This is a genomic window from Agrococcus sp. Ld7, from assembly GCF_045064095.1.
GTDB lineage: Bacteria > Actinomycetota > Actinomycetes > Actinomycetales > Microbacteriaceae > Agrococcus.
In genome coordinates, this window is the sequence record NZ_JBISGY010000027.1 from 151,851 (window position 1) to 166,191 (window position 14,341).

The window sequence follows — 14,341 nt, forward strand, 5'->3', positions numbered from 1 at the left end:
TCCAAACCTACCGACGTGTGCCTGTGCGGCGCCCCCGACCCTACGCATCCGCTGTGCATCCTGACCGATCGGTCGACTGCTGACCGATCGGTCAGTAGACTCGGGTCACGTGACCACGCATGACACCATCCTCCAGGCCGCGCTCGAGCGCTTCGCTCGCTTCGGCTACCTCGGCACCTCGATCCAGCAGATCGCCGACGACGTCGGCACGTCCAAGTCGTCGGTGCTCTACCACTTCGATGCCAAGGAAGCGCTGCTCGAGGCAGCCCTTGCGCCGGCGATCGACGCGCTCGACGCGCTGCTGGAGCAGGTGCCCAGCCGCGAGCAGCATCACGCCTTCGGCCGTGGCGACCTGGAGGCGATGGTCACCGCCTTCATCGATCTGCTGCAGGCGCACGCGCGAGCGGTCACGATCTTCATCAGCCAGCGCGGAGCGCTGGTCGACGTGCCCGTCGTCGAACGTGCGAACGCGCTCGTCGCTCGCATGGCGCAGGTGCTGATCGCCGAAGCGCCGGACAAGCCAGAGATCATGCGGCTCTCGATCGGACTCGCCGGCGCCGCTTTCCTCATCGGCGAGGCAGACCGCGACGCCATTCCGCAGGTCGACCGCGAGGTGCAGCGCCGCGTGCTCATCGACACGATCGTCGACCTGTGCCCGCCGCTGCCCGCCGAGCTGGCCACGGCAGCGCGCACTGACGGGAAGGACGCCTGATGGCCACCTGGCTCGCCCGCGTCGGCGCCGCATCCATGCGCCGCGCCTGGTTCGTCATCCTCGCCTGGGTGGTGCTGCTCGGCGGCGTGCTGGGCGGCGCCCTCGCGCTCGGCCCGAACATGCAGGAATCCTTCGAGATCCCCGGCACCGAGTCGCAGGTGGCGCTCGACCGGCTCGGCAGCGTCTTCCCGCAGGTCGCCGGCAGCGCCGTGCAGGTCGTCTACCGCGCACCCGATGGCGAGGGGGTCGAGGACTACCGCGACACGATCGAGCAGCAGGTCGCCGAGATCACCGCCATCGACGACGTCGCGACCGCGGTCAGCCCGTGGGACGAGTTCGCGACCGAGCAGATCTCCGACAACGGCGAGTACGCCTACGCGCAGGTGCAGTTCGAGCCCCAGGGCGCGGGCGTCACCCCCGCCGGCATCGACGAGCTGGTGATGACGGCGGATGCGGCGCGCGCGACCGGCCTGACGGTCGAGTTCGGCGGTCAGGCGTTCCAGGCCACCAGCGTTCCGATCTCCTGGGTGGAGGGCCTCGGCGTGCTGTTCGCCGGCGTCGTGCTGTTCGTGACCTTCTGGTCGCTGCTGGCGGCGGGTCTGCCGCTGATCACGGCGCTCGTGGGCATCGGCATCACCATGGGTGGAGTGCTGGGCGCCTCCGCGCTCGTCACCGTCTCGAACTCCGCCCCACTCATGGCGCTCATGATCGGCCTCGCGGTCGGCATCGACTACGCCCTCTTCATCCTCTCCAAGCATCGATCGCAGCTCGCGGCCGGCATGGGCGTGCGCGAGTCCGGCTCGCTCGCAGTCGGCACCGCCGGCACCGCGGTCGTCTTCGCGGGCCTGACCGTGATCGTCGCGCTGATCGGGCTGCTCATCGTCGGCATCCCCTTCCTGTCGGTGATGGGCCTCGGTGCTGCCGCCTCCGTCGCGATCGCCGTTGCAGGGGCCGCGACACTGCTGCCGGCCATCATGTCGCTGCTCGGCGAGCGGCTGCGGCCGAAGCCCGGCAGCCGCGCCGCGCGACTCGCTGCACGCGACGTCGACACGCAGCCGACCATGGGCATGCGCTGGGTCACCGGCGTCGCGCGGCGCCCGTGGCTCGCGATCATCGGTGTGCTCGCGGTCGTGGGCGTCGTCGCCATCCCGGCTGCCAGCCTGCAGCTCGCGCTGCCCGACAACGGCGGCGAGGCGCAGGGCACGACGCAGCGGCAGGCCTACGACATGATGCAGGACGGCTTCGGGCCGGGCTCCGTCGGGCCGCTCGTGGTGATGGCCGACATCACCCAGGTGACCGACATCTTCGGCACGCTCGACTCGCTCTCCGACGAGCTCGAGGCGATCGACGGCGTCGCCCGCATCGGCAGCGCCTTCCCCGACGAGACCGTCGACACGGCGATCATCCAGGTGATCGCCGACACCGGACCCTCCGACCCGGCGACCGTCGACGTGGTGAACGCCATCCGCGACGCGGCCCCTGGCCTGGAGGCCGAGTACGACACCCCCATCGCCGTCACGGGCTCGACCGCCGTGCAGATCGACGTGTCGCAGCGCCTCTCCGGCGCGCTGCTGCCCTTCGGCGCCGTCGTCGTGTCGCTGGCGATCGTGCTGCTGATGCTGGTGTTCCGGTCGATCCTGGTGCCCGTCACCGCGGCGCTCGGCTTCCTCGCCTCGGTGCTCGCCGCCTTCGGCACGGTCGTCGCGGTCATGCAGTGGGGATGGGGGATCGAGCTGCTGCATGCGGAGGCCGGACCGATCCTGTCGTTCATGCCGGTGCTGCTCATGGCGGTGCTCTTCGGCCTGGCGATGGACTATCAGATGTTCCTCGTCTCCGGCATGCGGGAGGCCTATTCGCACGGCAGCGCCTCGGACCCGGATCGCGCGGTCAACGCCGTGCGTCATGGCTTCGCCGCGAATGCGCGTGTCGTCACCGCGGCCGCGCTCATCATGTTCTTCGTCTTCTTCGCGTTCGTGCCGGAGGGCATGGCGGTGATCAAGTCGATCGCACTCGGACTCGCCGTCGGCGTGGCCGTCGACGCCTTCCTCGTGCGCATGACGCTCATCCCCGCCCTCATGACGCTCATGGGGGAGCGGGCCTGGTGGCTGCCGAAGTGGCTCGACCGCATGCTGCCCGACATGGATGTTGAGGGCGAGGGGCTGGGGCGCCACCGCGCCGCACTCGCATGGGCAGCGGAGGCGGGTGGCCAGCTCGCGCTCGAGCGGCTGCGGCCTGAGCTCGGGCACGACGCACCCGGCAGTGCCTCGTGGACGACGACCGCGCCCCGCGGCGCCGTCGTGCGGCTGACCGGCGAGTTCGCCGACCGACAGCGGCTCGCGCACGCGCTGGTGGGCGACGTCGGCGCGAGCGGGAACGCCCACGTCGGCGGCGCTGCGCTGCCCGGTGACGTCGGCACGCTGCGCGGCCGCGTCGCGCTCATCGACCTCGATGGCCACGTCGAGTCGGCGCAGCAGGCGGCCAGGGCGGCGCTGGCGCTGCGCGCGCCGTTCGCCGTCGGGCCCGTGCTCGACCGCCGTGCCGCCGCACTCGTGCGCCGCGCCGCCGCTGCGGCCGGGGTCTCCATCGACGCTGCGGCACCGCTGTCGCGGCTCGCGCCGCTCGAGCGCGCCGCGGTGCTGCTGACGATCGCGATGGAGCGCTCCCCGAGCGTGCTGTGGATCGACGCGGCATCCGGGGCACCATCGGGGGCCGCCGCCATCGCCGCACGCGTGGGTGGCGACGACGTCACGATCGTCACGAGCGAGCCGGCGCCCGAGGCGCACGGCCGCACCGCGATCGAGCTCGCGCCCGCCGACGCCGCAGCCGAGGATCGCGCAGCCGCCCAGGCCGCCGCGGCAGCCGACACCGACACCGACACCGACGCGACGCCCACCGAGGCGCTCGCGACCACGGGAGCAGACCGATGACCAGCACGCTGAAGAAGGCGGTCGCGCTCACCGCGGCCGCCGCGACGCCCTTCGCCATCGCCGCGTTCGCCGCGTGGTCGTTCGGCCCTGCGGCCGACGGCGACTACGACGTGCCCGCCGCCGTCGTGAACCTCGACGAGCTGCTGACGACTACCGCGGAGGATGGCACCGAGACGACCATGTTCGCGGGCCGTCAGGTGGTCACCGACCTCGTCGCAGATGAGGACGACGGCTTCGAGTTCCTGATCCTGAACGACGAGGATGCCGCCGCGGCGCTCGCGGACGGCGAGGTGCAGGCGGTCGTCACGATCCCGCCCGACTTCTCGCAGCGCGTGCTGAGCCTGCAGGGCGACGAGCCGCGACAGGCGGGCATCCGCATCGTCACCGATGCCACCTCCAGCGGGCTCGCGACGAGCCTCGCGAGCGAGACCGGCGAATCGATCATGGCCTCGTTCGGCGACGTCGTGACGAACGGCTTCATCTCGGGCCTCTACGGGGGTCTCGGAACGCTCGCCGAGGAGCTCGGCACCGCGGCAGACGGTGCGGATGCCGTGGGCGACGGCGGTGCGGAGCTCGCGGACGGGCTCGGAGAGCTGGCCGGCGGCATCGACCAGCTCGCCGACGGCGCCGGCAGCGCGCAGGACGGCGCTGGGGAGCTCGCGGCAGGCGGCGACCAGCTCGCTGCCGGGCTCGGCTCGGCGCAGTCGGGCATCTCCCAGCTCGCCGGCGGCGCATCCGGCCTGAGCGACGGCGTCGGCCAGTACACGCGCGGCGTGGACCAGTTGGCGGGCGGTGCCGCGTCGCTCAGCGACGGCGTGGATCAGTACACGGGTGGCATCGACCAGCTCGCGGGCGGTGCCGCGTCGCTCAGCGACGGCGTCGGCCAGTACACCGGCGGTGTCGATCAGTTCGCCGGGGGCGTGCAGCAGGCGACCGCACAGATCAGCGATGGCCTCGACCAGGCGTTCGCGGCCGGCGGCATCGATGAGCTCGAGGCCGCCATCGAATCGTCGAGCTCGGCCGCGGCCCAGGTCGTCGCGGCGCTCGAGGCCGATCCGGACACCGACCCGCAGGTGCTGGAGGCGGCGCGGCAGCTCGCGGGAGGGCTCGGGCAGCTGTCACAGCAGGACATCGCCGGTCAGCTCACAAGTGGGCTCGGCGAGGTGACCGCGGGTCTCGACCAGCTGGACGCTGGAGCCGCGCAGCTCGTCGCCGGAGGCGCAGAGCTCCGGGGCGGCGCGTCGCAGCTCGCCGACGGCGCGGCGCAGGCATCCGCGGGATCGCCCGCGCTGCGCGACGGCGCGTCACAGCTCGCCGACGGCGCGGCGCAGGCATCCGCGGGATCGCCGGCGCTGCGCGATGGCGCCTCGCAGCTCTCCGGCGGGCTCGCTGAGCTCGACGGCGGCTTCGGCGCCTCCGTCACGGGCGCGCAGCAGCTCGCCTCCGGCACGCGCGAGCTCGGCAACGGCTTGGGCGAGCTCGAATCCGGGGCCGTGCAGCTCGCCGCAGGCGCCCGCTCCGCGCAGACCGGGGCATCGCAGCTTGGCGATGGCGCCACCGAGCTCGGCGACGGGCTCCGCACCGCGGTCGCTGCGCTGCCGCAGCTGAGCGACAGCGAGCTCGCTGATCTCTCGGAGGTCGCCACGAACCCCGTCGGCTTCAACCTGTCGGAGCAGAACGCCGTGCCGAGCGGCGAGGCGCGCATCGCCACGGTCGCCGTGCCGATCGGCCTGTGGCTGGGCGCGCTCGCGCTCGCGCTCGTGCTCGCTCGCAGCCGCCGCCGCGTCTTCGGCTCAGCCGAGCCGAACGGTCGCGTGCTGACGACCCTGCTCGTACGCTCCGCCTGGGTGGTCGCCGTGCAGGCACTGCTGGCGACGGTCGTGGTGCACGCGATCGGCGGTGTTGCCTGGACGGCCGCGCCAGCGACGTTCGGTGTCGCGCTGCTGTTCGCCGCTGTCGCGACCCTGCTGCACCTCGCGTTCATCGCGTGGTGGGGGCCGGTCGGCGCCGTCGTGTCGATCGTGCTCCTGGGCCTGCAGGCGGTGGCTGCCGGCGGCATCGTGCCACGTGCCGTGCTGGGCAGCGGGTTCGACGCCATCGCGCCCGCGCTGCCGATGACGCACGCGGTGGATGCGCTGCAGGCGATCGCGACCGGGGCCGGCGGGGCATGGGGTGCGGTCGCGATGCTGGTGATCTTCGCCGGCGCCGGGCTGCTCGCCGCGTACCTCGCGGTGCGCAGCGCGCGGCGCCGGGAGACGGGGGCGCGCATCCGCTCGCTCGACGCGCTGGCGCCGACACCGGGACTCGCCGCCGCCTGACGGGTGCGCGGTGACCGCGGCGACGAGCCGTCTCGGTGGTCCTGTCGAACGATTGCTTGACATGGTCGGGCAGAGCGAGTAAATATAACGCTGTTCGTCTACTTCTCAGCGTAGGCGACGGGTCCTCCGTGCGGCGCCGTCAGCGCTTCGCCGCATCGCCGAGCACGGTCGGCGCCATCGCAGTCGCCTCGTCACGGGCGCAGCGAAGGTGCATTCCGACAGGCGACGCGGCCGGCATCTCGGCCGCTCCAGCGCTGCTGTCGACCGTGTCCGGAGTCCGATCGATTCCGGTGGAGGAGTCACCATGCGTCTCACCTATCGTGTGCTCGCCTACCTCATCTGCGGGCTCGTCGCGCTCCAGGCAGCCTCGCATGCTTGGTCGTCAGCCGGCATCGCGAAGTTCCTGGGAGAGGGCGGGACCTTCGACATGTCCGGCCCGCCGAACTTCCCAGAGGCACTCGGCTTCATGATCCATGGCATGAACGGGATGTACGTCATCCCCATCGCCGCGGTCGTGCTGCTGGTCGTCGCCTTCCTGGCGAAGATCCCGAACGGGGTCATGTGGGCGGCGATCGTGCTCGCGCTCGTGGTGCTGCAGGTCGCCCTCGGCATCTTCGGGCACGACATGACGGCGCTTGCATTCCTGCACGGAGTCAATGCCCTCTTGCTGTTCGGCACTGCGATGTACGCCGGCATCCGTGCCGGTGCACGCGCCGAGGCAGTCGCTCCGCGGTCGACCGTCGGTGTCGGCTGACGCGGCGGCGTCTGCCAGTCAGTCGGGACGCGGCGCGCGCGGGCGGCGGCTCAGCCGCATCCTGCGCGCGACCGCGCTCCTCATCGCCGGGGCCCTGGTCGTGGCGATCGCGACCTCGTGGATCTCGAGCCAGCGCGCCCCCGTCTACTCGGCGATGGCCATGGGCGTCGCGGACATCGGCAACGGCGCGACCGTCGTGGGCGGTGACGGCCACGCCCACGACCCAGCGGCAGGGCCCGACGGAGGCTCTGTCTCGGTCAGCGAGCTCATCGAAGATCCCCACCGATCAGACGACGTGCACGTCGAGCTCACGGCGCGAGCGGAGTCGATCGTGCTCGCGGGAGGTGAGCGGGTCGATGCCTTCACGCTCAACGGCACGACGCCCGGTCCCGAGATCCGCGCAGCGCAGGGCGAGCTCATCGAGGTGGTGCTGCGGAACGAGGATGTCGCGGGTGGCGTGACGCTCCACTGGCACGGTGTCGACGTGCCGGCCGCCATGGATGGCGTCGCCGGCGTGACGCAGGATGCGGTGCGGCCGAGCGAGGCGTTCACCTACCGCTTCGTGGCGGAGGATGCGGGCAGCTACTGGTACCACTCGCATCAGCTCTCCCACGCGCAGGTACTGGGCGGCTTGTTCGGCGCGCTCGTGATCGAGCCGGCCGATGGTCTCGTGGTCGACGACGTCGCAGCGCTCCTGCACACGTATCCGGGCACCTCGCGGACCCTCACTGGGATGTCGGGAGAGGTCGCCCACGATGCTGCAGTGGGATCGACCGCGCGCGTCCGCCTCATCAACACCGACAACGCAGCCACGGCCGCATGGGTGAGCGGCGCCAGCTTCCTGGTGGTTGCCGTCGACGGCACGGAGCTGCGCGAGCCGACCCCGGTGCATGCGGCGAAGCTGCTGCTCACCGCGGGCGGCCGCATCGATCTCGAGGTCGTCGTGCCGGCGACGGGGGCTGTGCGGGTGCAGGCACCCGGCGTCTCGATCGTGCTCGGCCCCTCCGACACCGCCCCGCCATCGCAGCCCGCGCCCGATCGCTTCCTTGATCTACTGGACTACGGCTCGCCCGCGCCTCCCGCGTTCGACCCCGCGCAGCCCGACCGCAGCTTCACGTACGACATCGGTCGCGCTCCTGGCTTCCTCGACGGCACGCCCGGCATCTGGTGGACCATCAACGGGCGGATGGGCGACGACGTGCCGATGTACATGGTGCAGGAGGGCGACGTCGTGCGGATGCGCATCTCCAACGCATCGGGCGAGGCGCATCCGATGCACCTGCACGGGCACCACCTGCTCGTGCTCGCACGCGACGGGGTGCTCGCATCCGGCAGTCCCTGGTGGGTCGACTCGCTGCACGTGGAGCATGGCGAGTCGTACGACGTCGCCTTCGTCGCCGACAACCCCGGAATCTGGATGGATCACTGCCACAACCTGCCGCACGCATCCGAAGGGCTGATGACGCATCTGTCGTACGAGGGCGTCACGACGCCCTTCCTGCTCGGACGCGATTCCGGCAACGAGCCGGAGTAGGCGCCGCCTGACCGTCGGAGACGGCTACGCTCGCGCTTGTGCCGCTCACCTCTGCCATCGTCTCCGTCGGCACGCATCTCCCTCGGCGCATCCGCACGACCGAGCAGACGGAGCGACGGCTGCGCGACGAGAATCCGGGGGTGCTGCTGCCCGTGGGCCTCATCCGCCGCATGACGGGTGTCGACCGGGTGCATGAGCGCGACGAGGGCCAGCAGGCGTCGGATCTCGCGGTGCTCGCCGCCCGCAACGCGCTCGCGGCATCGCGCGCGCCCGTCGACCTGCTCCTCTTCGCGAGCGCCAGCCAGGATCTGATCGAGCCCGCGACCTCCCACATCGTCAACGAGAAGCTCGGGCTCGGCGTGCCCGTCTTCGACGTGAAGAACGCGTGCAACTCGGTGCTGAACGCCATGCAGGTCGCGCACGCGATGATCGTCTCCGGCCAGGCGCGGCGCGTGCTCATCGCGAGCGGCGAGACGCCCACGAGTGCCGTGCGGTGGAAGGTCACCGACCGCCACCAGTTCGTGCGCTCCTTCCCCGGCTACACGATGAGCGATGCGGGTGCGGCGCTCATCCTCGAGGTGAGCGAGACGGCGGAGCCGCACGGCGGGGCTCGGGTGAACTCTTCGAGCCCGGCTCGCGGCATCATCGACCTGGCCTTCTCGGCCGCAAGCCACCACTGGACGATCGGCACACTGCCGATGGGCGGCTCGATGCGACCGCGTGACCTCGACGCGACCTACTTCGACATCGACGGCCGCGCCCTGCAGCGCGCGTTCATGGCGCTCGGGCCGGATCTCGTCACCGGGCTGCTCGCACGCAACGGCGTGGCTCTGGCCGACCTCGACCTGATCCTCATGCACCAGGTCGCCGAGCCGCACCTCGGGCCGATCGCCGACCGGTTGGGAGTCGACGTGGAGAAGATCCTCCCGACGGTCGCGCAGCACGGCAACCTCGCCTCCGCCACGCTGCCGATCCAGCTGCGGCACGCGCTCGACCGTGGCCTGGTCGGCGACGGCAGCCTCGTGCTGCTCGTCGGGCTGGCCGGCGGCATCAGCCTGGGCGCGACGCTGGTGCGGCTGTGAGCGGGTCGGTGCGCGACGCTGGTGCGGCTGAGCGCGCCGCGGCGCGCGACACGGCGGGCACGCTCGCCGTCATCGTGCCGGTCTTCAACGAGGCCAGCGGCATCGGCCCGACGCTGCGGCAGCTCGCCGCGCAGCGGAATGCCGACTTCGACGCGATCTTCGTCGACAACGGATCCACTGACGGCTCTCGCGCCGTGATCGAGGCGTTCGCGGCCGAGCGCGGGCTGCACCGGTGGCGCGTGATCGACGAGCCGCAGAAAGGCACCGGCGCTGCGGCCGACACAGGGATGCGGCTTGCGATCGCGGCCGGTGCCACGATGCTCGCCCGCACGGACGCCGACTGCCTGCCGCGGCTCGACTGGACCGCCCGCATCCGGCGCGCGCTCACGCCGACGCGGGAGGGCGGCCTCGGGCTCGAGCTCGTCGCTGGGCTGCTGGTGCCGAGGCACGATGAGGGGCTCGGCCCCGTGCAGCGAGCGGCGCTCACCGGTGCCGTGCGGGTCGCGGATGCGTTCGGCGTGCTGCGGCCCGCCAACAACGGTCCCGAATTCCACGGGCCGTACGTCATGGCCGCCGGCTGCAACGTCGCGATCACCGCGAGCATGTACATCGGAAGCGGCGGCTTCCCGCGCACCGCGATCGAGGACCTGCACGAGGATCGCGCACTCGTGAACGCCGTGCGCCGTCTCACCGGCCGCATCGCGCGCAGGAACGACGTGGTCGTGCGCGGCTCCTCCCGCCGCGTGCAGGCGTGGGGGCTCAAGAACACCCTGCTCTGGTACAAGGATCACGCCTACCGGCCCGACCACGTGGACATCCGTTGACCGATCGCCGGCAGCGGCTCGCGCTCGCGATGCGCCGCGACGAACGCCTCATGCACGCCGTGCACCCGATCGCGTACCCGCTCCTGCAAGCAGTGCCGGGGCCAGTGCGGCGCGTGCCGGGGCTGGGCGTGGTGGTGAAGGACGCGACGCTCGTGCGACAGGTGCTGCTCGATGGCTCGGGCTTCTCGAAGCAGGGGCCGGGCGCGTCGAGCGACCTGTGGACGCCGGTGCTCGGTGCGCGCGTGCTCGTGAACATGCACGGCGAGGATCACCGTGCGCTGCGCCGCAGGCTCGCCCCGATCTTCTCGCCGTCGTTCGTCGAGCCGCTGGTGGCCGAGACGCTCGGCGAGGGCACGGCCGAGGTCGAGCGACGGCTGTTGGCGGGGGAGCGCGTCGACCTCGCTGCCCACGTGCGGCGGTCGGCGAGCTCCGCCATCGCGCTGCTCGTCGGTCTGGATCGGGCAGCGGTCGACGACCGGCTGTTCCGGCGGGTCGCGGGCATCACCGGCATGGTGCGGCTCGCGCGCCCGACGCTGACGGCGGCGCAGGTGCGCAGCGCGCGCGCCGTGCTCGACTCGCTCGGCGAGCATGCAGCTGCCGCGTATCGGGGTGACGAGTCGACCGTCCCCGGGCGGCTACGGGCACTGGGTCTCTCGGAGGACGAGGCGCTCGGTGCCGTCGGCGCGTTCGTGCTCACGGGCACCGAGACCATCGCGGCGGCGATCCCTCGCATCGTCGCGCTGCTGCTCGACAGCGACACCATGCGCGAGGCGCTCGACGACGACGCCGCGGAGCGAGTGATCGCCGAGTGCATGCGCTGGACGACGCCGACGCCCGTGATGCTCCGCTCGACGCTGGAGCAGCGCTCGATCGGCGCGGTGCGCGTGCGACCCGGCGACCGCGTGATCATCGCCACCTACGCCGCCGACCGCGCGAGCGGCGGCTTCGACCCGGCATCCGACCGCGCCGCAAGCCTCAAGCAGCTGTGGTTCGGCGCCGGCGCGCACTTCTGCATCGGGGCCCCGCTCGCGATGGCCGAGATCCGGCTGGCGCTCGCAGCGCTGCGCCGAGTGGAGGCAGCCGGGCGGCGGCTGCGGATCGTCGACCGCGCGCCATCGAGAGGGCAGCTGCTGCCCGGCTACGCGCGGCTCACGCTGGAGGCCGCCGCATGAGCATGCTCGAGGCGGTGCTGGCTGCCACGCGCGAGCATGCCGCGCGCCCGGCGCTCACGTTCGGCGATCGCACGCTCACCTTCGCGCAGCTCGGCAACCGCGTTGAGCGCGTCGCTGCCGGGTTGGCGCGCGCGGGCATGCGGCCGGGTGACCGCGTCGCGTTCTCGGTGCGCCCGTCGATCGATGCCGTGGTGCTCGCGCTCGCGATCTGCCGCGCGGGTGGGCAGATCGCCTTCGTCGATCTCGGAGCCGGGCCGGAGCTGCTCGCTGCGAGGCTCGCGCTCGCGAAGCCGCAGTGGACGGCGGCCGAGTCAGTCCTGCACCTCGTCTCGTCGCCCGTGCTTCGCGGCATTGCCCGACGCCGCGGCATCGACCTGCCCGCCTACCGCGAGCTGCTGCCGAATGCTCAGCACATCGTCACCGGGGCTGTGCTGCCCGGTGCGCCGCGCGGGGCGCTGCGGCTCGACCGCCTGGCCCGCGCCGGCCACGGCCAGCTGCCCCCGGCGAACCCGGATGCCGACGCGCTGCTCATCTTCACCTCCGGCACCACGGGCACGCCGAAGACGGTGCTGCACACGCTCGCGTCGCTCGGGGCGGGGCTCGACGACATCCGCTCCGGGCTGGGACTGGAACCCGGCCTCCGGGTGCTCACCGATCAGCTGATGATCGGCATCCCTGCGCTCATCGCCGGCAGCCATTGGACGCTGCCGCCCGCTGGTCTCGACTCGGGAGCCTCGCCGGAGCGCTACCTGCCGCTGCTGCAAGGCGCAGAGGCAGTCTTCACGTCGCCCGCCGGCCTCGACGCGATCCTGCGTCTGCTCGACGAGCGACAGGCGCCCGCTGGCTCGTTGCGCCTCATCGCACTCGGCGGTGCCCCGGTGCTGCCGCCGCTCATCGAGCGGGCGCTCACCCGCTTCCCCGAGGCACGCGTGCGCTGCGTCTACGGCATGAGCGAGATCCTGCCGGTCGCGATCGCCGACGGCGCAGAGAAGCTGCATGCCTCGGGCGACGGCGACTTCGTCGGCCGCGTCGCCTCGAGCGTCGACGCACGCATCGACGAGGGTGAGCTCGTGCTCGCCGGTCCCGGCCTCGCCCGCGCCTACGTCCACGAGCTGCCGCGCGAGCTGGACGAGGTGCGCACGGGCGATCTGGCACGTCTGGACGGCGACCGGCTGACGCTGCTGGGACGGAAGAAGGACATGCTGCTGCGCGGCACGCAGAACATCTACGTCGGCCTCTATGAGCCGGTGATCGCCTCCCTGCCCGGGGTCGCCGACGCCCTGATGGTGGGGGTTCCGGACGAGATCGGCGACGACCGCGTCGTGGTCGCCGTCGTGCCGGACGGAGCCCCGGAGGGGTTGCCGGCCGACCCTGCGCATCCGCTCGCCCGACGCGTGGCGGCGGCGCTGCCCGGCCTGATCGACCACGGCGCGCTGCCCGACCTGGTCGTGGCGATCGGTGCACTGCCCAGGCGCGGCCGGATGCGCAAGCCCGACCGCGCGGCGCTGGTGGCGCTCGTCGCGCCGTTGCTGTAGCCGCCGCGAAGCGCACAGCGCACGCCGGGGCGCCCCGACCGGAGCTGAGCGACCGCAGCCCAGCCGCCGCGGCGCCGCTCGCCGACGCGGCGCCGCTCGCCGCCACGGGGGCGGCGTCTGCACAACGCAAGCCCGCGCTGCGAGTTTCGCGGCTGTCCGGCTGGCTGCGTCGCAGCCACGGCCCGATCGGGAGGAGGAGCTTGCGTTGTGCAGCGGGCCGGCCGGAAGGGGGAGGGCGGAGGGGTCAGCCGCGCTTGCGCACCAGCAGCTCGCTGTAGGCGGGGATGAGCACCCGCCGACCGTAGGTGCGGCGCACGATCTCGATCTCGCGGCCGTCGCCGAGCAGCAGCTCGAGCATCGCGCCGAGCTCGGCACGAGCGAGCGGTGCACCGAGGCACAGGTGTCGTCCGGCACCGAACCACAGCTGTCGATGGTGCGGCGAGTACGGGCGATCGATGCGGAAGCGACCCGCGGTGTTGTTCGCAGTCCAGGTCAGGATCATCACGCGCTCTCCTGCGCGCAGCTTCCTGCCTTCGATCTCGTGGTCAGCCGCGATCGCCCGGCCGATGAGCGGTGCAGGCGAGGCGACGCGCAGCGTCTCCCGCACGGCACCCTCCGCAAGGGAGGGGTCGGCGATCAGACGCTGCTGCTCACCCGAGTCGACCAGCAACGCCGCCAAGCGCCCCATCGCTGACGCCGCGGTCTCGGTGCCCGCGACCATCAGCAGCGTCGCGAGCCCCCGGGTCTGCTGCAGCGTGAGGCCCATCGCTCGGCAGCGGCCGAGCACGGTGTCCTCGCCCGCCGTTCGATAGCCCTCCGGCACCCCAACGGTGAGGCGATCGACGATCGAGCGCGCATGCTCGATCGACTCGCCAGACAGCCGAGTGTCCGCGGTCGATCCGAGCGCGGTGGCGGCGAGCTCCTCGCCGATCGCGAAGACCTCGCGGCATCCCGCCTCGTCTGCTGGCGGCATGCCCAACAGCTCGATGACCATGCCTCCCACCAGGGTGCGGGAGAGCTCAGCGATGTCGACGATCTCACCGGCGTCGAGCCGCGCCCTCGCCCGATCGAGGATCCCGCTCCATGCTCGCTCGACGAGCGCGGCCCCCGTGGCCTCCGTGAACAGCCCTTTCGTGCGGGTGCGCAGCTCCACGTGGCCCGCACCGTCGAACAGCTCGAGCACCCAGTCGCCGAGCACCTGTGCCCAGAGGTGGCCCACCCCGCCCTCCTCGAGGAGGGTCGTGTGCACGCCGTCGTTCAGGATCCGCCGGGCGATCACGGGGTCGGCGGTCACCCAGCCGAGCCTCGGGAGCCGCATGATCGGCCTGGCGCGCTGGCCGAGCCAGAGCAGCAGCGGCAGGGCGGGGCGCGCCGCGGCCAGCAGCCGGCGCTCGTGCGCCTCCGCGCTTGAACCGACTGCATCGCGAAGGAGTCGGATGCGGCGCTCGCGTGGCGCTGGATCCCGCTCGACCGCGACCGGCAC

The 14,341-nt window shown here is 72.4% G+C and carries 10 protein-coding genes; 9 read left to right on the forward strand and 1 reads right to left on the reverse strand.

All coding sequences use genetic code 11. From position 1 onward, the window contains the following. The first annotated feature begins 109 nt into the window (after positions 1 to 109). The 9 genes from ACJJVL_RS06910 to ACJJVL_RS06950 all read left to right on the forward strand — a co-directional run bounded on the left by ACJJVL_RS06910 (position 110) and on the right by ACJJVL_RS06950 (position 12,858). Positions 110 to 712 carry a TetR/AcrR family transcriptional regulator gene (locus ACJJVL_RS06910; RefSeq protein WP_405217700.1) on the forward strand — a complete coding sequence of 201 codons (603 nt, stop codon included), beginning with the start codon at positions 110 to 112 and terminating at the stop codon, positions 710 to 712. Further along, a complete protein-coding gene (locus tag ACJJVL_RS06915; RefSeq protein WP_405217701.1) occupies positions 712 to 3,639 on the forward strand; it encodes an MMPL family transporter in 2,928 nt (975 codons plus the stop codon). Before ACJJVL_RS06910 ends, ACJJVL_RS06915 begins: the two co-directional genes overlap by 1 nt. Further along, a complete protein-coding gene (locus tag ACJJVL_RS06920) occupies positions 3,636 to 5,957 on the forward strand; it encodes a hypothetical protein (protein WP_405217702.1) in 2,322 nt (773 codons plus the stop codon). The genes ACJJVL_RS06915 and ACJJVL_RS06920 overlap by 4 nt, the downstream gene beginning before the upstream one ends. 304 nt (positions 5,958 to 6,261) lie before the next feature. After that, positions 6,262 to 6,711, forward strand: coding sequence for a hypothetical protein (locus tag ACJJVL_RS06925; protein WP_405217703.1), 450 nt, complete (start codon positions 6,262 to 6,264; stop codon positions 6,709 to 6,711). Continuing rightward, positions 6,656 to 8,245: a multicopper oxidase family protein gene (locus ACJJVL_RS06930; RefSeq protein ID WP_405217705.1), complete on the forward strand. Its 1,590-nt coding sequence runs from the start codon at positions 6,656 to 6,658 to the stop codon at positions 8,243 to 8,245. The genes ACJJVL_RS06925 and ACJJVL_RS06930 overlap by 56 nt, the downstream gene beginning before the upstream one ends. 38 nt (positions 8,246 to 8,283) lie before the next feature. Then, entirely contained in the window at positions 8,284 to 9,327 is a 1,044-nt protein-coding gene (locus ACJJVL_RS06935) for a 3-oxoacyl-ACP synthase III family protein (protein WP_405217706.1), read from the forward strand. An 8-nt stretch (positions 9,328 to 9,335) separates the two neighbouring features. Continuing rightward, positions 9,336 to 10,151, forward strand: coding sequence for a glycosyltransferase family 2 protein (locus ACJJVL_RS06940; RefSeq protein ID WP_405217707.1), 816 nt, complete (start codon positions 9,336 to 9,338; stop codon positions 10,149 to 10,151). After that, a complete protein-coding gene (locus ACJJVL_RS06945; RefSeq protein ID WP_405217708.1) occupies positions 10,148 to 11,323 on the forward strand; it encodes a cytochrome P450 in 1,176 nt (391 codons plus the stop codon). The genes ACJJVL_RS06940 and ACJJVL_RS06945 overlap by 4 nt, the downstream gene beginning before the upstream one ends. Continuing rightward, positions 11,320 to 12,858: a class I adenylate-forming enzyme family protein gene (locus tag ACJJVL_RS06950; protein WP_405217710.1), complete on the forward strand. Its 1,539-nt coding sequence runs from the start codon at positions 11,320 to 11,322 to the stop codon at positions 12,856 to 12,858. Before ACJJVL_RS06945 ends, ACJJVL_RS06950 begins: the two co-directional genes overlap by 4 nt. Positions 12,859 to 13,102: 244 nt before the next feature. Here the strand turns inward: ACJJVL_RS06950 and ACJJVL_RS06955 are convergent, their stop codons facing one another. Further along, positions 13,103 to 14,341, reverse strand: coding sequence for a cytochrome P450 (locus ACJJVL_RS06955; protein ID WP_405217711.1), 1,239 nt, complete (start codon positions 14,339 to 14,341; stop codon positions 13,103 to 13,105).

Coding starts and splice junctions, on each gene's coding strand:
- ACJJVL_RS06950 (WP_405217710.1), top strand. CDS start 11,320: ATGAGCATGCTCGAGGCGGTGCTGGCTGCCACGCGCGAGCATGCCGCG.
- ACJJVL_RS06925 (WP_405217703.1), top strand. CDS start 6,262: ATGCGTCTCACCTATCGTGTGCTCGCCTACCTCATCTGCGGGCTCGTC.
- ACJJVL_RS06920 (WP_405217702.1), top strand. CDS start 3,636: ATGACCAGCACGCTGAAGAAGGCGGTCGCGCTCACCGCGGCCGCCGCG.
- ACJJVL_RS06915 (WP_405217701.1), top strand. CDS start 712: ATGGCCACCTGGCTCGCCCGCGTCGGCGCCGCATCCATGCGCCGCGCC.